Here is a 19,975-nt window from a genome sequence, read left to right on the forward strand (position 1 = left end):
GGTCCAGTTTTGCAGGTCGATCCGGCCCGGTCCACCTGGGCCCGCGCGGGGAGCGGCCCGTACCGTAGCCGAAGTGACCAACTTTCACATCAGTCTCGGCACCGAGGTGGCCGACGCCCTGCGCGACGGGCGTCCGGTCGTCGCCCTGGAGAGCACCATCGTCTCGCACGGCCTGCCCCGACCGGACAATCTTCGCGTCGCGCGGGAGATCGAGCAGGCGGTCCGGGACGCCGGGGCCGTGCCGGCCACCATCGGCATGGTCGCCGGTGAGCTGATCGTGGGGCTGGACGACGCCCAGCTCACCCGGCTCGCCACGGTCGACGGGGTGAGCAAGCTCTCGGTGCGCGACCTGGCCGTGGCGGCGGCGACCGGCGCGGACGGCGCCACCACGGTGGCGGCGACAAGCGCGGTGGCCGCGGCGGCCGGGATCGGCGTCTTCGCCACCGGCGGGCTCGGCGGGGTGCACCGGGAGGCCGCGCAGACCTTCGACGAGTCGGCCGACCTGGTCACCCTGGCCCGGACCCCGATCGCGGTGGTCTGCGCCGGGGTGAAGTCGATCCTCGACGTGGGCGCCACCCTGGAGCGGCTGGAGACCCTCGGGGTGAGCGTGGTCGGCTACCGCACCCGCCGCTTCCCCGGCTTCTACCTCACCGACGCCGGCTTCGACCTGGACTGGTCGGTGGAGTCCCCCGAGCAGGCCGCCGACGTGCTGGCCGCCCGCCGGGACCAGGGCGTGCACCACGGCGGCCTCATCGTGGCGAACCCGCTGCCGGTGGACGAGCAGCTCGACCCGGCGCTGCACGACCGCACCCTGACCACGGGCCTCGCGCTGCTGGCCCGCGACGGGGTGACCGGCAAGGCGGTGACCCCGTTCCTGCTGGCCCACTTCCACTCGGCCACCGAGGGCGCCAGCCTGGCGGTGAACGTCCGGATCATCCTGCGCAACGCCGACCTGGCGGCACGGATCGCGGTCGCCTCGGCGGCCCGCCGCACCGCACCCTCGGCATGAGCCCCGCGCCCCGCATCATCGTCGTCGGCGACGTGATCACCGACGTGCTCGCGGTGCTCTCCGGCCCCCTGGCCACCGGCTCGGACACCGCGGCCGGGATCCGGTTCAGCGGCGGCGGCCAGGCGGCCAACACCGCGGCCTGGCTGGCCGGCCAGGGGGCGGCCGTCACCCTGGTGGCCGCCGTCGGCGACGACGAGACCGGCCGCGAGCGGGTCGCCGAACTGGAGCGGGTCGGGGTGACCTGCGCGGTGGAGCGCCACGAGGGCTACCCGACCGGCACGGTCATCGTGCTCACCCACGACGGGGAGCGCACCATGGTCAGCCAGCGGGGGGCGAACCTGCGGCTCACCGCCGGACACGTCGACCGGACCGTGGCGGCGGCGCCCGACGCCGGGCACCTGCACCTGTCCGCGTACACCCTGCTCGACGTGGGGTCGCGCGGCGCGGGCCTGCGCGCGCTGGCCGCGGCCCGCGAGCGCGGGCTGACCACGAGCGTCGACGCGGCCTCCGCGGCGCCGCTGCGGCGGGTCGGCACGGCCTTCCTGACCTGGGTACGCGACGTCGACCTGCTGCTGGTCAACACGGACGAGGCGACGGTGCTGGCCGGCGGGCTGGACCCGGCGGCGCAGGCGCGGGCGCTGACCTCGGTGGCCCGGCGGGTGGTGGTGAAGCGGGGCGCGGCCGGCGCGGTGTGGGTGGACCGGACGGGCCTGGTCGAGACGGCCCCGGCGCCCGGGGTGGCCGTGGTGGACGTGACCGGGGCGGGCGACGCCTTCGCCGCCGGCCTGCTCACCGCCTGGCTGTCCGGCGCGGACCCGCGTGCGGCGCTGGCCCGGGCCGGCGACCTGGGCGCCCTGGCGGTCACGACGGTGGGCGCCCGCCCCCAGCCCTGACGGTGGTCGGTCCGGGCGGGCCGCCGCCCGGACCGGTCAGGGTTCGGCGTCGATGACCTTGTGGGGGCGCTCCTCCGCGGAGAGCGCCATGGGCGGGGTCTCGTCGCGGTTGCGGTGCTGGAACTTCCCGGCCAGCCGGTGCTCTTCCTTGGGCGGGCGGTCGTTGGCCAGCAGCACGGCCAGCCACGGGATGAGCACCATCCCGAGACCGCAGAGCGGCAGCCAGAGCCAGAGCAGCGGTGCCTTGACAACGACCAGGACCGCACCGATCACCAGGCACGCGACCCGGATTCCCATCATCAGCACGTAGCGCTTCTGCCGGCTGGTGAGCTGGTCGTCCTGGCTGCGCGAGGCGTCGGTGATCAGGATCGGCTGATACGCCTGACGCTTCACCACGGACCTCCTCGAGGGGATTACGACCCATCCTGTCACTCCCGACGGATGATCGGCGAGAATCGTGACAAGGTAGCGCGTGTTACGCCCGTGGTACGCTCGCCCCGTGGGCAACCGGTTCAGCTTCTCCGACGAGGCGTTGGGCAACCTGCGGGTCTACGACGTCACGCCGGGGGAAGTCTGGGAGGCCCTGCACAGCACCCGGCGGGTCATCCGCCACCTCGGGGACGACGTCATGGTGGTCTACGCGACGGACCACCGGGGGCGACGCCTCGCGGTGCTGCTGGCCGAGGCCGACGGCACCGACAACGACTGGGACATCCTCTCCGCCCGCGAACTGAGCGACGTCGAGGCCAAGCGCTACGACGACGCGGTGCGGAGGTCACGCCGACGAGGAGGCGGTCACGATGCACCGTAACGACGCGACCAAGCGGTTCCACGACGGCGGCGACGCGCTCGCCGACCTGATCGACGACACCCAGCCCGCGGAGCTGCCCACCCCCGACACCGACGTGCCGATGGTCAGCCGCTCGGTGCGCCTGCCGCTGGAGACGTACGAGCGGGTCCGGGCGGCCGCCGAGACGCGCGGCATCGGGGTGACCACGCTCATGCGCCAGTGGATCGAGGCCGGCCTGGCCGACCTCGACGACTCCGCCACCGTCTCCCTGGCCGACGTCCGCCGGGCCCTGGCGGCGCTCTCCCGCCCCACCGCCGCCTGAGCCCTCACGCCTCCGGGCCGCCGGTCTCCGGCCCCGTTCGCCCGATCGGCGAGGCCGACATCTCCGGCGGGCGGCCCCGGCTGCGCCACGCGTCCGCCAGCGCCACGCCGGCCAGCACGGCGGCCACCAGCCACAGGGCCCGCACGGCGGGACCGCGCGCCAGAAGCGGGACGAGCAGGAGCAGCACGCCCCCGCCGAGAATCCGGGGCAGCGAGACGCGGCCGAAGATCTCGTACTCGAAGCGGGCCCGGCCGACCAGGAAGAGCAGCGGCCCACCCACCACGAACAGCAGCAGGGCCGCGTCGGACCGGTGGAACGGCTCGGCGATGACCACCTCGTAGCCGACCGCCGTGGTGAGCACCCCGAGCACGATGACCAGGTGGGTGATCGTGGCCGACGTGCCGAGCCGGCCCGGCACGCGGGCCAGCCGCAGCGCCTCGCCCAGGAGGCGCCCGGCCCGGTGGAAGTAGATCCGCCAGAGCAGGGCCGTGGTGACGAAGGCGACCACGAAGGCCCCGGCGCCCTCGGCCGAGAACTTCTCGCTGCTGTACGTCACCCCGATGACCAGGATCGACTCGCCCAGCGCGATGAGGAAGATCTGCTGGTATCGCTCGGCCAGGTGCTCACCGGCGATCCGCCAGCCCAGGGTCGGCGAGGATCCGAGCCGCGGCACCGGCCAGCCGGTGAACAGGGCGGCGTAGTCGACGGTGAGCGCGAGGGCCCAGAGCGGCAGGCGCATCTCCTCCGCGCCCAGCGCGCCGCCCAGCCAGAGCGGCGCGGTCGCCCCGGCCCAGGCGGCCAGCCGGAGCGGCACCAGCCGCCGTGGATGGCCGTGCAGCGCGGCGGCGATCACCAGCGGCCGGCCGAGCATCACCGCCACGTACGCGGCGGCGAACGGCAGCGCGCGCTCCTCCAGGGCCCGCGGCAGCGCCACCCCCATCACCAGGCTGGCGAACATGGTGCCGACCACCACCGCCTGGATGACGGCCTGCTCCGGCTCGTAGCGGCTGGTCACCCAGACGGTGATCGTCCAGACCATCCACAACGCCAGGAAGAGCAGCACGGTACGGCCCACCGCGGCGGCCAGCGTCCAGCCGGTGGCGGGCAGGCTGTTGATCAGCCGCTGGGACACCCGGGTCAGCGCGAAGACGAAGACCAGGTCGAAGAAGAGCTCCAGGAAGGTGGCGCGCGCGGAACTCATCGGCGGGCGCAGCAGCGCCGCAGCCCGTTCGTCCACCGTGACCCCCCGTCCGCCGTCCTGCCTCCCAACGACGCGGCCACCGCGCCGGTTGCGTGCCCCCGGGCGGGTCACATGGGCGAGGCGGGGCGTTCCGGCGGGCGGCCCCGCGCCCGCAGCGCGTCCGCCACGGCCATCCCGGTCAGCACCGCCGTGACGCCGAAGGCGATGTCGAGCAGCGGCAGCCGGGCCAGCAGCGGCACGCCGAGGACCAGGAGCAGCAGGCCGATCACGCGGGACCGGGAGACCCGGCCGAACACCTCGTACTCGAACCGGACCCGGCCGATCACGAAGAGCGCCGGGCCCCCGACGATGGCCGCCACCCGCACCACGTCGGCGTGACCGACGGGCTCGGCGATGGCCACCTCGTAGCCGACCGCCGCGGTGACGATGCCGGCGATCATCGTCAGGTGGGTCCAGGTGGCCGACAGGCCGAGCCGGGCCGGCTGCCGGGCCTCGGCCACGGCCTCGGCCAGCACCGAGCCGGCCCGGTGGAAGTAGATCCGCCAGAGCAGCACGGTGGTGGCGAAGGCGTCCACGAGGGCGATCCAGCGCAGCAGTGAGAAGTCGCTACCGCTGAACCCGACGCCCGCCACGAAGATCATCTCGCCGAGCGCGATGATGGTGAACTGCTGGTAGCGCTCGGCCAGGTGCTCGCCGGTCACCGTCCACGCCGTGGCCGACGCCCGGCCGAGCCGGGGCACCGGCCAGCCGATGACCAGGCCCAGGTAGTCGATCGCCAGGGCCAGCCCCCAGCAGAGCAGCCGCAGGTCCTCCCCCACCAGGCCACCGACGAGCCAGGGCACGGCCGAGACGGCCGACCAGACCAGGATCCGGCTGGACAGGTGCCGCTGGGAGTGCCGGCGCAGCGCCACCGTCAGGTAGACCGAGCGGCCCAGCTGGATGGAGACGTACCCGGCGGCGAAGCTCAAGCCGTGCGGGCCGTACGCGTCCGGCACCGAGACCGCCATCACCAGGCTGCCGAACATGGACCCGACCATCACCGCCTGGATGGGCGGTTGCTCGGGGTCGTAGTGGCTCGTGGCCCAGGCGGTCAGCGACCAGACCATCCAGAGCGCGAGCAGCAGGAACAGCGTCTGCGCCAGCTCCAGCGGGAGGCGTTCGCCGCCGGACGCCACGTCGACGATCAGGCGCTGCGAGACCCGGGTGAAGGCGAAGACGAAGACGACGTCGAGGAAGAGCTCCAGGAAGGTCGCGCGATGGCTGCCCCCGCCGCCGCGCAGGAGTTCCGCCCCCCGCTCGTCCGTCATCACCCGCCCGCCGTCACCGCCTTGACGATCATGACAACGAGCCAGGGTGGACGCCGGTTGCGTCAGCCCTTCGCGGCCTTCGCCTCCGCCTTCATCCGCTGCTTGTACTCGCGCACCCGGCGCAGCGACTCGGGATCGGTCACGTCGGCCACCGAGCGGTACGCGTCCACGTCGCCGTAGCCACCGGCCGCCTCGCGCCACCCGTCCGGGGTGATCCCGAACCGCTTGCCGAGCAGGGCGACGAAGATCTGCGCCTTCTGCTTGCCGAAGCCGGGCAGCTCACCGACCCGGCGCAGCAGCTCCCGGCCGTCGGCCGCCTCGGACCAGAGCCGGGTTGGGTCGCCGTCGTAGCGCTCGACCAGGGCCCGGCACACCTCCTGCACCCGGGCCGCCATGGCCTTGGGGAACCGGTGCAGGGCCGGCGGCTGGGCGAAGATCTCGACCAGCGCCTCCGGGGGGTGTTCGGCCAGCTCCCGGGCGTCCGGCTCGTGGCCGAGCCGCTGGGCGAGCACGTAGGGAGAGGAGAACGCCTTCTCCATCGGCACCTGCTGGTCCAGCACCATGCCGAGGAGCAGCGCCAGCGCATTCCGACAGAGAAATTCGTTGGCCTCGGGATCGATGGGCAGTGACAGCGTCATGGGGACCATCCTGCCGTCGATCGGGCGGCTGCGGGCACATCCTTGCCCCGACGGCGCGTGATGTCTCGTCAGTGCGCGAAGGGAGACGATCGATGGCTAGTAGTGTGCGAGGATCTGCGCGACCGGGTGACCCAGAAGGTCGGCCACGCGGGCCAGTTCGTTGGGGTCGAGTTCGTATCCCGCCCTGGTCGCGTTCAAGGCGCTCACCTCGAAGCGAGCGAAGCCGATCGGCTCCTCGTAATGCAAGGTGTGCAACCCCACGACGGCACCGCAGCAGGGCACTGCCACGTCCAGGTGGTCGAAACCCATGCCGTTCTCGCGGACCAGGTCACCGAGCCAGTCCAGGCTAATGACTCCAACACAGCGCGGGCAGGTGATCCGCTCCGTGTACATGCCGGCGTCTATCAAGGTCACTCGGTCGTAGAAGGTCTGTTTCACCTCGTCGACAGCGTCACCGGGCCCGGAGAACAGGCTCGCCACGTAGGCGACGACGGCGGCTGCGGCTTCAGGATCCGGCTGCCAGTTCGGATCCGTGGGCACCAGGCGGATGTAGTCATCGCTCACCGGCTCAGTCTGCCCCTTGTGCTCTGGACGTCTCCATGGTCAACGCACCTGCTGGTCCAGCACCATGCCGAGGAGCAGCGCCAGCGGGCTGCGCGCCAGCAGCTCGTTGGCCTGCGGGTCGATGGGCAGCGAGAGCGTCATGCCGTTACCTTTCAGTGCGCTTTACTGAGCACACGATCGGTCGCCCCGCCTTGCGGTGGGGCGGTCCCGGTCTTGCCGGCGGATGCCGTGCCGGGTTCACGCTTCACAGCCACCTGCCCGCGTGCGCGGGTCTTCTGGTCGGCTCCACGTGCTGCCACCGAGCCACTCCCGGCGGTGTTGAACTCAGCCGCCAGGGCGGCCAGGTTGCGTGCGGCGTTGCGGTCACGGTCGACGACCAGCCCGCACGCCTCACATTCGTACTCACGCTCGTGCAGGGCGAGCTTGGCTTTCACCGCGCCGCAACCCGAGCAGATTTTCGAGGACGGATACCAGCGGTCGGCCACGAGCAACCGGCCGCCGTTCCACCCGGTCTTGTATGCCAACTGACGGCGGATCTCGGCGAAGCCGGCATCAGCGATGTGCCGGGCCAGCCGCCGGTTGCGTAGCATGCCCGCGACGTTCAGGTCTTCGACAACGATGCTGCCGTGTTCGTGTGCCAGCCTGGTGGTGAGCTTGTGCAGCCCGTCGCGGCGCAGGTTCGCGACTCGAGCGTGGGCACGCCCAAGTCGGTTCGAGGCACGCTGCCAGCGGTTCGAGGGCCGGCAGCCGGTGCGCCGGTCGGGCCCGGACTTTCGCGCGCAGGCCCGACCGAGCGCCCGCAGTCGGGCCTGCCCGGCGACGAGGTGGCGCGGGTTGTCGACCAGCTCGCCGGTGGACAACACCGCAAGGTGCTTGATCCCGACATCCACACCCACCACCGAGCCGGGCCGGGCCGGTTGCCGTTCGGCCCGCTGCACCTCAACGGTGAACGAGACATGCCACCGTCCGCCGTCGCGGCGCACGGTGGCGGACATGATCCGCGCGGTGTCGTTGTCGACACGGCGGGCGAGCTTACGGGCGGATTCGTGCAGCTTCAACCGGCCCAGCCTCGGCAGCACCACGTGCCTGCGGTCGGGCTCGACGCGGATCGCGCCGGTGGTGAACCGCACCGAAGGTGTGGCACGGCGGCGCGACTTAAAGCGGGGGAAACCGACCGGCCTGCCGGCCCGCCCGCCCTTACGGGAGTCAGCCCAGTTCTTCAAGCCGCGGGCGAGAGCGTCCAGGCCCGTGTTGAACGCCTCTTTGGACACCTCGCCCCACCACGGCGCCGCCTCGGCCTTCGCGGCGTTCCACGCCTTGCGCAGCCCGGCCAGCGACCACGGCAGCGACGGCGTCAGCAGCTCATCGGGCACGCCATAGGAACGCTCCGCCGCGCGCTGGTCCATGACCGCCTTGACCCGGGCGAGCGCCCAATTGTGCGCGACTCGCGCAGCCCCGACGTGCGCCTTCACGGCGCGTTCCTGGCCCGGGTTGAGGTCAAGGGCGAATCGGTACGCCTGGATCGTGCTCACGTCGAGTCCTCCGTGGCCGCCTCGACCGCCCGGCGGACACGGCTCGCAGCGGCGTCTCGGCCGTATAGGCGGGCGCACAGCGACGTCAGGATCTCAGTCACATCACGCACCAGGTCGTCGTCGACCTCCGCCGGGTCTACGACCAACAGCCGGCGGCCCTGCGCGCACAGCGCAGCCTCGACGTACTCGGCTCCGAACCGGGCGAACCGGTCCCGGTGCTCGACCACGATCGTCGAAACGGCCGGGTCACGCAACAGGGAGAGCAACTTCTTGCCGTGCCCGTTGAGCGCTGAGCCGACCTCGGTCACCACCCGATCGACGGCAAGTCGCTGACCGGTGGCCCACACCGTCACCCGGGCGACCTGCCGGTCCAGATCCGGCTTCTGATCGGCCGAGGACACCCGGGCGTACACCACGACCTGCCCGGCGTCCGGGGCCGCGCCGGTCACTGGTTCACCGACCATGATCAGCCGGCCGAGCCGGTAGGCGGGAACGGGCAGCGTTCCAGACTCGTACCGCCGCCGCGCGGTCGCGTACGAGATGCCAGTGGCCGCTGCCCATTCCTTCAAATTCACACCATCACCATAGCTGACTGTTGGGCACTCCTGACCACCAACGAGCCAGCAGTTATTGGCCCCCATCCTGCCGCGCCCGGCACGCCGACTCCCCGGAGACGGGCGCGACACGGCCCGGTGGACAGGGGCGGGTCCACCGGGCCGTGGGGCCGCCCGATCGTCAGTTGACGACGAAGAGCAGCCGGTTCGGCGAGCCGGAGCCGGGGTTGGTCACCTTGCCGGTGGTGGCGTTGGTGGTCAGGTAGCTGGCCACCTGCGCCGGGCTGTACGACGGGTTCGCGCCGAGCACCAGCGCCGCCGCGCCCGCCACGTGCGGCGAGGCCATCGAGGTGCCGCTCAGCGTGCTGCTGGCGGTGTCGCTGGTCCGGTACGCGGAGACGATGCTCGACCCGGGGGCGAAGATGTCCACGCAGGAGCCGTAGTTGGAGAAGGACGAGCGGGCGTCGCTGCTGGTGGTGGAGCCGACGGTGATCGCGGCGGCGGCCCGGGCCGGCGAGTAGTTGCAGGCGTTGGCGCTGGAGTTGCCGGCCGCGACCGCGTACGTGACGCCGGAGTTGACCGAGTTGGTCACCGCGTTGTCGATCGAGCTGCTGACGCCGCCGCCGAGGCTCATGTTGGCCACCGCGGGCTTCACCGCGTTCGAGGTGACCCAGTTGATGCCGCTCACCACGCCGGTGGTGCTGCCGCTGCCGGAGCAGTTGAGCACCTTCACCGCGATCAGCCGGACGCCCTTGGCCACGCCGTAGGAGGTGCCGCCGACGGTGCCGGCCACGTGGGTGCCGTGGCCGTTGCAGTCGGTGTTGTTGGTGTCGACGGTGTTGGTGCCCCAGGTGGCCCGGCCGCCGAAGTCGGTGTGGGTGGTCCGGATGCCGGTGTCGATGATGTACGCCCGGACGTTCGAGGCCGTGTTCGGGTAGGTGTAGCTGGAGTTCAGCGGCAGGTTGCGCTGGTCGATCCGGTCGAGGCCCCAGGACGGCGGGTTGGTCTGGGTGGCCTGGGTGGTGACCACCCGGTCCTGCTCGACGTACGCGACGGCCGGGTCGGCGGCCAGCCGGCGGGCCTGGGCGGGGCTCAGCTTCGCGCTGTAGCCGGTGAGGGCGGAGGTCCACACCGTGCCGACGCTGCCGCCGTAGCGCTTGGCCAGGCCGGCGGCCCGGTCCGGCACGGCGGTCCGGGCGGCGAGGCTGTTCGCGGCGCCGACGGTGTCGCTCTTCAGCACCACCAGGTAGCTGCCGCTGACGGCGTCGGGGGCGGAGGCGTAGCGGACGTCGCCGGTCGGCGCGGCGAGGGCGGGGGTGGAGGCGGCGGCGGCGAGGGCCGCGGCGGCGGCCGTGACGGCGAGCGCGCGCAGCGCACGCCGCCGGGGAACGGACACGTCGGACATCGTCTGGCTCCCTACCGGGCGCTCCCGGGCTCGTGGCCACCGGGACGCCCATCGACGGATGTTGGCGCAGATGCTAGTCATTCATCGATGAACATGAAAGAGATAACAGCCGATACAGTGAGCTGACGGTATGGATCCGCCGGGTGCCGGCCGGGCGGGCGCCCCGGGGAGGCAGGATGACGACGTGGACCGTCACGACATGCTGCTCTCCCCCGCCGGGGTCGACGCGCTGCGCGCCGCGCTGACCCGGGCGCGCTTCACCGCCAACGGCATCGCCGACCGGCTCGGCCCGCGCGCCACCGGCGCGGTCGCCCGCAACGACTACCGGGCCGCGCTGCGCGCCACCGAGGACCGGGACCCGCTCGGCACCCTGATCCGGGTGTTCATCTGCGACCAGACCGAGCCGGAGCCCGTGGTGGCCGCCGCGCTCGCCCCGCTGACCGTCGAGGAGGCGCTCGCCGGGGGCCTCGTCGAGCGGCACGGCGAGGGGCTGCGCGCCGGCGTCGACCTGGAGCCGTACGGGGACGACTGGTTCGTGCTCGCCGACGTGCCGGCCAGCGCCCGCCCCGGCCGCCCGCTGCACGCCGAGCACGTGCTGGGCATCGGCGGGGCCACCCAGACTCTGATCGGCGCGACCGTGCGCCGGCCGGTGGAGACCGCGCTGGACCTGGGCACCGGCTCGGGCGTCCAGGCCCTGCACCTGTCCACCCACGCCCGTCGGGTGACCGCCACCGACGTCTCCGAGCGGGCGCTGCGCTTCGCCGCCACCACCGCCGCCCTCAACGGGCAGGACTGGGAACTGCTCCGCGGCGACCTGGTCGCCCCGGTGGCCGGCCGCCGGTTCGACCTCGTGGTCAGCAACCCGCCGTTCGTGGTCGGGCCCGGCACCACCACGCACGTCTACCGGGACTCCGGCCGCGTCGGCGACGCGATCGGCGCCGAACTGGCCGCCGCCGCCCCGCACCTGCTCACCGAGGGCGGGACCATGCAGTACCTGGCCAACTGGGTGCACGTCACCGGCGAGGACTGGGCCGAGCGGGTGACCGGCTGGTTCGCCGGCACCGGCCTGGACGCCTGGGTGATCCAGCGCGAGGTGGCCGACCCGATGGCGTACGTCAACCTGTGGCTCACCGACGTCGGCGAGACGGCCGACCCGCAGCGGATGGCGGCCTGGCTGGACTGGTTCGACGCGCACAAGGTGGAGGCCATCGGGTTCGGCATCGTCTCGCTGCGCCGCGCCGGCCACGACGAGCCGATCGTCCGGGTGGAGGACCTGCGCCAGCGGGTCGAACCGCCACTGGGCGACCGGGTCGGCGAATGGTTCGACCGGCAGGACTGGCTGCGGGCCCGGGACACCGACGGGCTGCTGGCCGCCCGCTACCGGGCCGCCGACGGGCTCCAGCTGCGCCAGGAGGCCACCATGGGCGAGGAGGGCTGGGCGGTGGACCGGCAGGTCCTCGCCATGCCCCGCGGGCTGCGCTGGTCCGAGGAGATCGACCCGCTGGTGCTCGCCCTGGTCGGCGGCGCGGACGGCCGGCTGCCCCTGCGCGACCAGCTCGCCCTGCTCGCCGCCGCGCACGACGTCGCTCCGGACGAGCTGGCCGAGGCGGCCGGGCCGATCGTGGCGCACCTGGTCGAGCGGGGCATCGTCGAGCCGGTGGCGGACTGATGCGGGCCGTGGTGCAGACCGTCGGCCGGGCCGCCGTGACGGTCGACGGGGAGGTGGTCGGCGAGATCGCCGACGGCCTGCTGGTGCTGCTCGGGGTGACCCACACGGACACCCCGCAGGTGGCCGCCACCATGGCCCGCAAGATCCACGAGCTGCGCATCCTGGACGACGAGCGCAGCGCCGCCGACACCGGCGCCCCCGTCCTCGTGGTCAGCCAGTTCACCCTCTACGGCGACGCCCGCAAGGGCAGAAGACCGAGCTGGACCGCCGCCGCCCCGGCAGAACTGGCGGAACCCCTGGTGGACGCGGTGGTGGAGGCACTGCGCGCCCGCGGGGCCAAGGTCGAAACCGGCCGCTTCCGCACCCACATGCTTGTCGAAAGCGTCAACGTGGGCCCCCGCACCCTCCTCCTGGACCTCTGACCCACCCCGTCGATCAAGAGGTTCGCGTCAGGAACCGGCCCTGCCGAGACGCGAACCTCTTGATCGACGAGAGCGGACCGGTCAGGAGAAGAGGCCGCGGCGGGACAGGGACTGGCGGAGCCAGCCGTCGAGCTGGGCGGTCCAGTCGGTGCGGTCCGCCGTGGCGTGGTCGACCGTGAAGCGGCCGAAGGCGTCGCGGCCCTCGGTGAACAGGCCGCCGCGCTTGTCCAGCTCCAGCACCACGTGCATCTGGTGCGGGTCGGTGACGAAGGTGAGTTCGAGCTGGTTCATGGCGCGGGCGTACTGGGGCGCCGGGTGGAACTCGATCTCCTGGTAGAACGGCAGGCTCTGCCGCAGGCCGTAGATGTGGCCACGCTCCACGTCGGCCCGGGCGAACCGGAAACCCAGCCGCAGCAACGCCTCCAGCAGCCGCTCCTGCGCCGGCAGCGGGTGCACCGCCACCGCGTCCAGGTCGCCCTTGTCGACCGACCGGGCCACCTCCAGCTCGGTCCGCAGCCCCATGGTCATGCCGTGCAGGTGCTGGCCGTACAGGTCGGTGAGCGGGGTCTCCCAGGGTACCTGGAAGCGGAACGGCACGTCGTACCGCTGCCCCGGGTCCAGCCGGAACGCGCCGGTCACCTGGGCCCGACCGAACTCCTGGGTGGTGTCGTACTCCGAGTCGCCGCTCTCCACCTCGACCCGGGTGACCAGACCGAGTGCGACGTAGCTCACGTCCACCGGGTGGTCCCCGCCGACCACCTGGATCCGGCCCTCCAACTGGCCGCCGGGACGGCAGTTCGGGTTGGCCAGCACCGTCTCCACCGACGGTCCACCCACACCCATCGCCTGCATGAGCCGCTTGAAGACCACCACGTCCTCCGTTCGCCTGTGCGTGCCGAGCCTCGCTGGCCGGCCGCTGGCACGGTAACCGGGCCCGGCAAGGCACAGCCGAGGTTCCGCCCGGATTGCTGTCGGGTCCCCGATCGCCTCACTCCCGTTTCACGCCCCGCCCGCCAAGCTGTTCATCACCGGCACCACCGCGTCGGCGGACGACACGGAACCGGTACGGCACGACGGACACGGGGAGAAAACGAGATGGCCCAGCAGATGATCGAGCACCAGGACATGGACGTCACCCTGACCGACCTGGACGCCACCGACGAGCGCGGCGTCTCCACGGACCTGGTGCGGGCGTACCTGAACGGCATCGGCCGCACCAAGCTGCTCACCGCGGCGCAGGAGGTGGAGCTGAGCAGGCGGATCGAGGCCGGCCTCTTCGCCGAGGAGAAGCTGTCCACCTGCACCCCGGTCTCCGCCGAGCTGCGCGCCGACCTGGAGCTGATCGCGGCCGAGGGCCGCGCCGCCAAGGACCACCTGCTGGAGGCGAACCTCCGGCTGGTGGTGAGCATCGCGAAGCGCTACACCGGCCGCGGCATGGCCTTCCTCGACCTCATCCAGGAGGGCAACCTCGGCCTGATCCGCGCCGTCGAGAAGTTCGACTACACCAAGGGCTACAAGTTCTCCACCTACGCCACATGGTGGATCCGCCAGGCCATCACCCGCGCCATGGCCGACCAGGCCCGCACCATCCGCATCCCGGTGCACATGGTCGAGCAGGTCAACCGGATGGTCCGGGTCCGCCGCGAGCTGTCGGTCACGCTGGGCCGGGAGCCCACCGTCGCCGAGGTGGCCACCGCGCTGGAGATCCCGGAGTACCAGGTGATCGAGCTGATCTCGTACGACCGGGAGCCGGTGAGCCTGGACCAGACGGTCGGCGAGGACGGCGAGAGCGCGCTGGGCGACTTCGTCGCCGCGGTGGACCCCAACGCGGAGCCGGGCGACGCCGCCGGCGACGGCGAGCTGCGTAACGAGGTCCGCATCGTGCTGGCCACCCTCTCCCAGCGGGAGCAGGCGGTGATCCGGCTGCGGTTCGGCCTGGACGACGGCCGGCAGCGCACCCTCGACGAGGTGGGCCGCGAGTTCGGGCTGTCCCGGGAGCGGATCCGGCAGATCGAGAAGGTGACGCTCCTGAAGCTGCGCGCCCCGGAGCGGGCCAACCGGCTGGAGGCGTACGCCTGCTGACCTCGCACCGACCCCGACAGGCCCCGGCGGTTCGCCGGGGCCTGTCGCGCTTCGGAGCGGCGACCACGTCACCGACCCGGACGACAGAGCCGGGGCCGCCCGGCGGATCCCCCGCCGGGCCTGAGCCTCACAGCCGGCGCGGGCCGGTGTCGGGGCGGGAGGTCTCGGCGCCGGTGCGGACGGTGGCGTGCAGCACCGAGATGCCGTCCGGCCGGGCCAGCACCGGGTTGAGGGTGAGCGACCGCACCCGGGGCTGCTCGTCGGCGAGCCGCCCGACCCGCAGCAGCAGGTCGACCAGGGCGGCCCGGTCCACCGGAGCGGCGCCCCGGTGCCCGCGCAGCAGCGGCGCGGCCCGGGGCTCGTCGACCAGCTCGGCGGCGTCCCGGTCGGTCAGCGGCACGGCCCGCCAGGCCCGGTCGCCGAGCAGCTCGGTGGCCACGCCACCCAGGCCGAAGCCGACCACCGGCCCGAACGCCGGGTCCTCCACCAGCTCCACCACGCAGGCCACCCCCGGCGGGACCATCGGCTGGACCAGCACGTCCGCGCCGAAGACCGGGGCCATCTCGGCGTACGCGCGGCGCAGCGCGGCGGCGTCGGCCAGGTCGAGCCGGACCGCGCCCAGGTCGAGGCGGTGCCGCAGCCCGGGGGCGGCCGCCTTGAGCGCGACCGGCCAGCCGAGCCGCCCGGCCGCCGCCACCGCCTCCTCGGCCGAGCGCGCGGGCGCCGACTCCACCACGTCGATCCCGTACGCGCGCAGCAGCGCCGCCGTCTCGGCCCCGTCGGGCCGCAGCGCGGCCTGCCCGGCCGACCGGTCGACCCGGTCCAGCTCGGGCAGCACGCCGGGCGGGCGGCGCAGCCAGTCGGCGTACGTGGTGACCCGGGCCAGGGCCCGGACCGCCTCCTCCACGCTCGGGTACGCGGGCACCCCGGCGGGCACCCGGCCGGCGAGGAAGGTGGCCACCACCGGCTTCCCGGTGGTCCGCGCGTCGGGCAGCGCGGCCGTGAAGTCGCCCTCGGGGTCGGTGAGCTGGCCCGGCAGCGGCGGCGCGAAGACCGCCACCACGGCGTCCACCCGCTCGTCGGCGGCGGACGCGGCGAGCGCGGCGGCGTACTCGGCCGCGGTGGCCCGGGGGCCGACGTCGTGCGGCCAGCCGTCGGCCACGGTGAGGCCCTGGGCGGCGCAGGCCGTGGCGGCCAGCCCGGTCAGCGCCGAGGAGTTGCCGACCACGGCGACCCGGCGGCCGGCCGGCAGCGGCTGGTGGGCCAGGAGCACGCCGACGTCGAGCAGTTCCGCGACGGTGTCCACCCGGATCACCCCGGACTGGGCGAAGAGCGCGCTGACCGCGGCGGCGTCCAGGGCCGGGGCGTCGCCGACCCCCGGCGGGCGGGCCAGCGAGGCCAGCGCCACCACGGGCTTGCTCCGGCCGATCCGCCGGGCCAGCCGGGCGAACTTGCGCGGGTTGCCGAACGTCTCCAGGTAGAGCGTGATGACGTCGGTGCCGGGATCGTCCTGCCAGTACTGGAGCAGGTCGTTGCCGGAGACGTCGGCCCGGTTTCCGGCGGAGACGAAGCTGGACAGGCCGAGGCCGCGCCGGGACGCCTCGGCGAGCAGGGCCACCCCGAACGCGCCGGACTGGCTGAAGACGCCGACCCGGCCGGGGGCGGGCAGCACCGGGGCGAGGGTGGCGTTGAGGCGTACCGCCGGGTCGGTGTTGGCCACGCCCAGGCAGTTCGGGCCGACCACCCGCATGCCGGCCAGGTGGGCGGCGCGGACCAGGGCGCGCTGGGCGGCCGCCCCGGCCGGGCCGGACTCGGCGAACCCGGCGGAGATCACTACCAGCCCGTGCGCGCCGGCCTTCGCGGCGTCGGCGACCACGTCGGTCACCGCCTCGGGGGCGACGGCCACCACGGCCAGGTCGATGTCCGCGCCGGCGTCGGCCGCCGACGGGTACGCGGGCAGCCCCGCCACGGTGGCCGCGGTCGGGTGCACCGGGACGACCGCGCCGGTGAACCCGCCGTCGCGCAGGTGCCCGAGCAGGGCCGCGCCGACCCCCTGGCCGGTGGTGCTGGCGCCGTAGACGGCGATGCCGCGCGGGGCGAGCAGCCGGGCGATCGAGCGGGCCTCGGTGCGGTGCTCCCGGCCGCGCTGCACCTCCAGGGTCGCCTCGGTGGGGGCGATCGGGAAGTTCAGGTGCACCACGCCGTCGGCGTACTGGCGCTGGACCTGGTAGCCGAAGTCGGAGAAGACCCGCAGCATCGTGCCGTTGGCCGGCAGCACCTCGGCGACGAAGTGCACGATGCCGTAGCGCCGGGCCGCGTCGGCCAGGTGCTCCAGCAGCACCGAGCCGATGCCCCGGCCCTGGTACGCGTCCTCCACCACGAAGGCCACCTCGGCCTCGGGCGAGGCGGGGCCGAGCCGCTCGTACCGGCCGACGGCGACGATCCGGTCGCCGGCCAGCACCACGAACGCCTCCCGGTCGCGGTGGTCGACGTTGACGAACCGTTGCAGGTCCCGCTCCGGGATCCGCGGGTACGGCGAGAAGTAGCGCAGGTAGCGGGTGCGCTCGGAGAAGCGCGAGTGCATCGCCACGATCGCGGCGGCGTCGTCCGGGCGGATCTGCCGCAGCTGGACGGTCGTGCCGTCGCTCAGCAGCACGTCCACCGGTTGCTCCACGGTGGTCACCGGTCGGTCCTCCCCACCCGGCGGCTCAGTCGCGCGGGTCGTGCGGGTCGAGCCCGAGCAGCGGGAAGACCGCCTTGCGGGTCGCCGCGATCGCCCGGTCCACCGCGGTCGGCTCGCCGCTCGGCTGCCACGGCTGGTACGAAGGGTCGACGTCGTCGGTCATCCGCAGCGGCACCTCGTGCCCGGGTCGCCGCCGCGCGGCCAGGTCCCGCCAGCCCGGCGGGGTGAGCGTGGCCGGGTCCAGCGGTTCCCCGGTGGCCACCGCGAGCAGGTGCGTCCAGGCCCGCGGCACCACCTCGACAAGCGCGTACCCGCCCCCGCCGGTGGCGACCCAGCGGCCGTCGCACAACTCGTCGGCGAGCGCGCGCAGCGCCCGGTAGGTGGCCCGCTGCCCGTCGACGGACAGGTGCAGGTCGGCCAGGGGGTCGAGCCGGTGCCCGTCCGCCCCGCACTGGGTGACCAGCACCTGTGGCCGGAACGCCCGCAGCACCGACGGCACGATGGCGTGGAACGCCCGCTGCCAGCCCGCGTCGCCGACCCCGGGCGGCAGCGGCACGTTGACGGCCGAGCCCTCCGCTCCCGGCCCGCCGGTCTCGTCGGGGAACCCGGTGCCGGGAAACAGCGCCAGCGGCGTCTCGTGCAGGCTGACCGTGAGCACCCGCGGGTCCCGGTAGAAGATCTCCTGCACGCCGTCGCCGTGGTGCACGTCCACGTCCACGTACGCGATCCGCTCCGCGCCGAGGTCGAGCAGGCGGGCGATGGCCACCGCCGGGTCGTTGTAGACGCAGAAGCCGGCGGCCCGGGCCGGCATGGCGTGGTGCAGCCCACCGGCCACGTTGACCGCCCGCAGCGCCTCGCCCCGCCAGACCGCCTCGGCCGCGGCCACGCTCGCCCCGGCGATCAGCGCGCTCGACTCGTGCATGCCCTCGAAGACCGGGTTGTCGGAGGTGCCCAGGCCGAAGCCGGCGAACAGCGGGTCCCGGGGCGCGGCCCGCACGGCGTCCAGGTAGCGCGGATCGTGCACCCGGGTCAGCAGCGCGTCGTCGGCCGGCGCCGGCTTCACCAGCCGGACCCCGGGCCGGTCCAGCACCCCCAGCTCGCGGGCGAGCGCCATGGTCAACTCGACCCGCACCGGGTCGAGGGGATGGTCGCCCATGTCGTACCCGAGCAGGGCGTCGTCCCACACCACCACCGTGTCGTCGGCCATGGGGCCATCGTCGCACGGGGGTCGGGACCCGCCCACCGCACGCGCGGCTCAGCGGCCGGATGTCTCCCCGGTGGCCACCGGACGGTCCGGGTCGGCCACCCAGTTGCTCCACGAGCCGATGTACAGGGCGGCGTCCGGGCGGCCGGCCAGGTGCAGCGCCAGGACCGCCTGGGCGGCGGTCACCCCCGAGCCGCAGTACGCGCCGACCGGCGCGCCCTCGGCCACCCCGGCGGCGGCGAACCGCTCGCGCAGCGCCTCGGCGGCGGGGAAGCGACCTTCGGCGACGTAGCCGGGGGCGGGCAGGTTCACCGCGCCCGGGATGTGCCCGGCGACCGGGTCGATGGGCTCGGTCTCGCCCCGGTAGCGGGGCGCGGCACGCACGTCGAGCAGCACCCCGGCGTCGGCGGCGGCCAGCCGGGCGGCCTCCCCCGCGTCCAGCACCGGCAGCTCGTCGGGGGTGACCGTGACGTCCCCGGGCGGGGGCGCCGGCGCCTCGGTGGACAGCGGCAGGCCGGCCGCGGCCCAGGCCGGGAAGCCGCCGTGCAGCACCCGGACCGCCCGGTTGCCGGCCCAGCGCAGGGTCCACCAGGCGCGGGCGGCCGACATGCCGTCGCCGCCGTCGTACACCACCACGGGGTGCCCGGCGCGGACGCCGGCGGCCCGCAGCGCGGCCTGGAGCGCGGCGGGGTCGGGCAGCGGGTGCCGGCCGGCGGCGCCCGGCCGGCCGCAGAGTTCGGTGTCCAGGTCGACGAAGACCGCGCCGGGCAGGTGACCGGCCAGGTAGTCCTCCCGGCCGGGCGGCCCGGCGAGCCGCCAGCGGACGTCGAGCAGGGTGGGCGGGTCGGCGCGGTCGAGCTCGGCGGCGAGCCGGTCGGGCTCGACCAGCAGGTCTTCGGTTCCGGACATGCGGTCCAGTCAACACCATCCGGGCAGCGACCTCCCGGTTCGGCGGCCGATGATCGTCGGGGGTCCGGGGTAGCATCGGACGCCGGAGGGCCGCTGACGTGAAGCATGACCTGGTCGACACGACCGAGATGTACCTGCGCACCATCCTCGAGCTGGAAGAGGAGGGGGTGCCGCCGCTGCGTGCCCGGATCGCCGAGCGGCTGAAGCAGAGCGGTCCCACCGTCAGTCAGACCGTCGCCCGGATGGAGCGCGACGGCCTGCTCACCGTCGAGGGCGACCGGCACCTGACGCTCACCGAGCTGGGCCGCGGCACGGCGGTTTCGGTCATGCGCAAGCACCGGCTGGCCGAGCTGCTGCTGGTGAACGTGATCGGGATGCCCTACGAGGAGGCCCACGAGGAGGCCTGCCGGTGGGAGCACGTGATGAGCGACGCGGTCGAGAAGCGGGTCTACGACCTGCTCAACCGCCCGACCCGCTCGCCCTACGGCAACCCGATCCCGGGCCTGGAGGAGCTGGGCGACCCGGGCCTGCGGGAGGCCGAGACCGCCGAGGGTGAGCGCAACCTGGCGTTCCCGGGCCTGTCCGGGCCGGTCGTGGTGCGGCGGATCTGCGAGAGCGTGCAGACCGACGCGGACGTGCTCCGGCAGTTGCACGCGGCGGGCGTCGACCCGGGCGCCACGGTCACCGTGGCCCAGGAGCGTGACGGCGTCTCCATCGACCGCTCCGGTGACCGGGTGCGGCTGCCCCGCGAGGTGGCCTCCCGGGTCTTCGTCGCGGCCCGCTGACCCGCC

19 protein-coding genes and 1 pseudogene are annotated in these 19,975 nt (G+C 73.9%); 8 read left to right on the forward strand and 12 right to left on the reverse strand.

From position 1 onward, the window contains the following. The first annotated feature begins 73 nt into the window (after positions 1 to 73). Positions 74 to 1,009, forward strand: coding sequence for a pseudouridine-5'-phosphate glycosidase (locus NLX85_RS03500; RefSeq protein ID WP_254331578.1), 936 nt, complete (start codon positions 74 to 76; stop codon positions 1,007 to 1,009). Beyond that, complete coding sequence (locus NLX85_RS03505) at positions 1,006 to 1,902, forward strand: carbohydrate kinase family protein (RefSeq protein ID WP_254331579.1); 897 nt, start codon at positions 1,006 to 1,008, stop codon at positions 1,900 to 1,902. The genes NLX85_RS03500 and NLX85_RS03505 overlap by 4 nt, the downstream gene beginning before the upstream one ends. Positions 1,903 to 1,938: 36 nt before the next feature. Here NLX85_RS03505 and NLX85_RS03510 read toward each other — a convergent pair whose 3' ends face one another. Next, positions 1,939 to 2,295, reverse strand: coding sequence for a DUF3099 domain-containing protein (locus NLX85_RS03510; RefSeq protein ID WP_254331580.1), 357 nt, complete (start codon positions 2,293 to 2,295; stop codon positions 1,939 to 1,941). Between the two features lie 106 nt (positions 2,296 to 2,401). Between NLX85_RS03510 and NLX85_RS03515 the strand changes: the two genes are divergently transcribed. Both NLX85_RS03515 and NLX85_RS03520 read left to right on the forward strand, forming a co-directional pair. Further along, positions 2,402 to 2,713, forward strand: coding sequence for a hypothetical protein (locus NLX85_RS03515; RefSeq protein ID WP_254331581.1), 312 nt, complete (start codon positions 2,402 to 2,404; stop codon positions 2,711 to 2,713). Further along, on the forward strand, positions 2,703 to 3,014 hold the full coding sequence (locus NLX85_RS03520) for a hypothetical protein (RefSeq protein WP_107074827.1): 312 nt from the start codon (positions 2,703 to 2,705) through the stop codon (positions 3,012 to 3,014). Before NLX85_RS03515 ends, NLX85_RS03520 begins: the two co-directional genes overlap by 11 nt. Positions 3,015 to 3,018: 4 nt before the next feature. Here the strand turns inward: NLX85_RS03520 and NLX85_RS03525 are convergent, their stop codons facing one another. The 7 genes and pseudogenes from NLX85_RS03525 to NLX85_RS03555 form a co-directional block, all read right to left on the reverse strand. Continuing rightward, positions 3,019 to 4,251: a low temperature requirement protein A gene (locus NLX85_RS03525; RefSeq protein WP_254331582.1), complete on the reverse strand. Its 1,233-nt coding sequence runs from the start codon at positions 4,249 to 4,251 to the stop codon at positions 3,019 to 3,021. 71 nt (positions 4,252 to 4,322) lie between these two features. Continuing rightward, positions 4,323 to 5,522 carry a low temperature requirement protein A gene (locus tag NLX85_RS03530; RefSeq protein ID WP_254331584.1) on the reverse strand — a complete coding sequence of 400 codons (1,200 nt, stop codon included), beginning with the start codon at positions 5,520 to 5,522 and terminating at the stop codon, positions 4,323 to 4,325. 62 nt (positions 5,523 to 5,584) lie between these two features. Then, complete coding sequence (locus NLX85_RS03535) at positions 5,585 to 6,169, reverse strand: HhH-GPD-type base excision DNA repair protein (protein ID WP_254331585.1); 585 nt, start codon at positions 6,167 to 6,169, stop codon at positions 5,585 to 5,587. 87 nt (positions 6,170 to 6,256) lie between these two features. Beyond that, on the reverse strand, positions 6,257 to 6,724 hold the full coding sequence (locus NLX85_RS03540; RefSeq protein WP_254331586.1) for a hypothetical protein: 468 nt from the start codon (positions 6,722 to 6,724) through the stop codon (positions 6,257 to 6,259). 152 nt (positions 6,725 to 6,876) lie between these two features. Beyond that, entirely contained in the window at positions 6,877 to 8,256 is a 1,380-nt protein-coding gene (gene tnpB, locus NLX85_RS03545; RefSeq protein WP_254331587.1) for an IS607 family element RNA-guided endonuclease TnpB, read from the reverse strand. Further along, the gene (locus NLX85_RS03550) at positions 8,253 to 8,831 is read right to left on the reverse strand and encodes an IS607 family transposase (RefSeq protein WP_254333609.1); all 579 of its coding nucleotides are present in this window, start codon (positions 8,829 to 8,831) and stop codon (positions 8,253 to 8,255) included. The genes tnpB and NLX85_RS03550 overlap by 4 nt, the downstream gene beginning before the upstream one ends. Before the next feature lie 169 nt (positions 8,832 to 9,000). Continuing rightward, positions 9,001 to 10,215 (reverse strand): annotated as a pseudogene (locus NLX85_RS03555) (S8 family peptidase); the annotation flags it as partial. Between the two features lie 184 nt (positions 10,216 to 10,399). Between NLX85_RS03555 and NLX85_RS03560 the strand changes: the two are divergent. Together NLX85_RS03560 and dtd are read left to right on the forward strand one after the other, a co-directional pair. After that, entirely contained in the window at positions 10,400 to 11,884 is a 1,485-nt protein-coding gene (locus NLX85_RS03560; RefSeq protein ID WP_254331589.1) for a methyltransferase, read from the forward strand. Continuing rightward, complete coding sequence (dtd, locus tag NLX85_RS03565; protein WP_254331591.1) at positions 11,884 to 12,306, forward strand: D-aminoacyl-tRNA deacylase; 423 nt, start codon at positions 11,884 to 11,886, stop codon at positions 12,304 to 12,306. The genes NLX85_RS03560 and dtd overlap by 1 nt, the downstream gene beginning before the upstream one ends. Before the next feature lie 81 nt (positions 12,307 to 12,387). Here dtd and NLX85_RS03570 read toward each other — a convergent pair whose 3' ends face one another. Beyond that, positions 12,388 to 13,176, reverse strand: a complete 789-nt coding sequence (locus NLX85_RS03570) for a sporulation protein (RefSeq protein ID WP_254331592.1) — start codon at positions 13,174 to 13,176, stop codon at positions 12,388 to 12,390. A 225-nt stretch (positions 13,177 to 13,401) separates the two neighbouring features. Here NLX85_RS03570 and sigB point away from each other — a divergent pair, with 225 nt between their 5' ends. Continuing rightward, entirely contained in the window at positions 13,402 to 14,388 is a 987-nt protein-coding gene (gene sigB / locus NLX85_RS03575) for an RNA polymerase sigma factor SigB (protein WP_254331593.1), read from the forward strand. Positions 14,389 to 14,515: 127 nt separating this feature from the next. Here the strand turns inward: sigB and NLX85_RS03580 are convergent, their stop codons facing one another. From NLX85_RS03580 to NLX85_RS03590, 3 genes are read right to left on the reverse strand one after another with little or no spacing between them, the layout of a single operon-like run. After that, positions 14,516 to 17,071 carry a bifunctional GNAT family N-acetyltransferase/acetate--CoA ligase family protein gene (locus tag NLX85_RS03580; protein ID WP_254331595.1) on the reverse strand — a complete coding sequence of 852 codons (2,556 nt, stop codon included), beginning with the start codon at positions 17,069 to 17,071 and terminating at the stop codon, positions 14,516 to 14,518. Positions 17,072 to 17,096: 25 nt separating this feature from the next. After that, positions 17,097 to 18,278: an acetoin utilization protein AcuC gene (locus NLX85_RS03585; protein WP_254331596.1), complete on the reverse strand. Its 1,182-nt coding sequence runs from the start codon at positions 18,276 to 18,278 to the stop codon at positions 17,097 to 17,099. Between the two features lie 48 nt (positions 18,279 to 18,326). Further along, positions 18,327 to 19,184, reverse strand: coding sequence for a sulfurtransferase (locus NLX85_RS03590; protein ID WP_254331597.1), 858 nt, complete (start codon positions 19,182 to 19,184; stop codon positions 18,327 to 18,329). A 98-nt stretch (positions 19,185 to 19,282) separates the two neighbouring features. On the opposite strand from NLX85_RS03590, the gene NLX85_RS03595 reads away from it, so the two are divergent. Further along, on the forward strand, positions 19,283 to 19,969 hold the full coding sequence (locus tag NLX85_RS03595; protein ID WP_091311877.1) for a metal-dependent transcriptional regulator: 687 nt from the start codon (positions 19,283 to 19,285) through the stop codon (positions 19,967 to 19,969). Positions 19,970 to 19,975: the final 6 nt, after the last annotated feature.

The sequence above is a fragment of the Micromonospora sp. A3M-1-15 genome, assembly GCF_024213425.1.
GTDB classification, from domain to species: Bacteria; Actinomycetota; Actinomycetes; order Mycobacteriales; family Micromonosporaceae; genus Micromonospora; species Micromonospora chersina.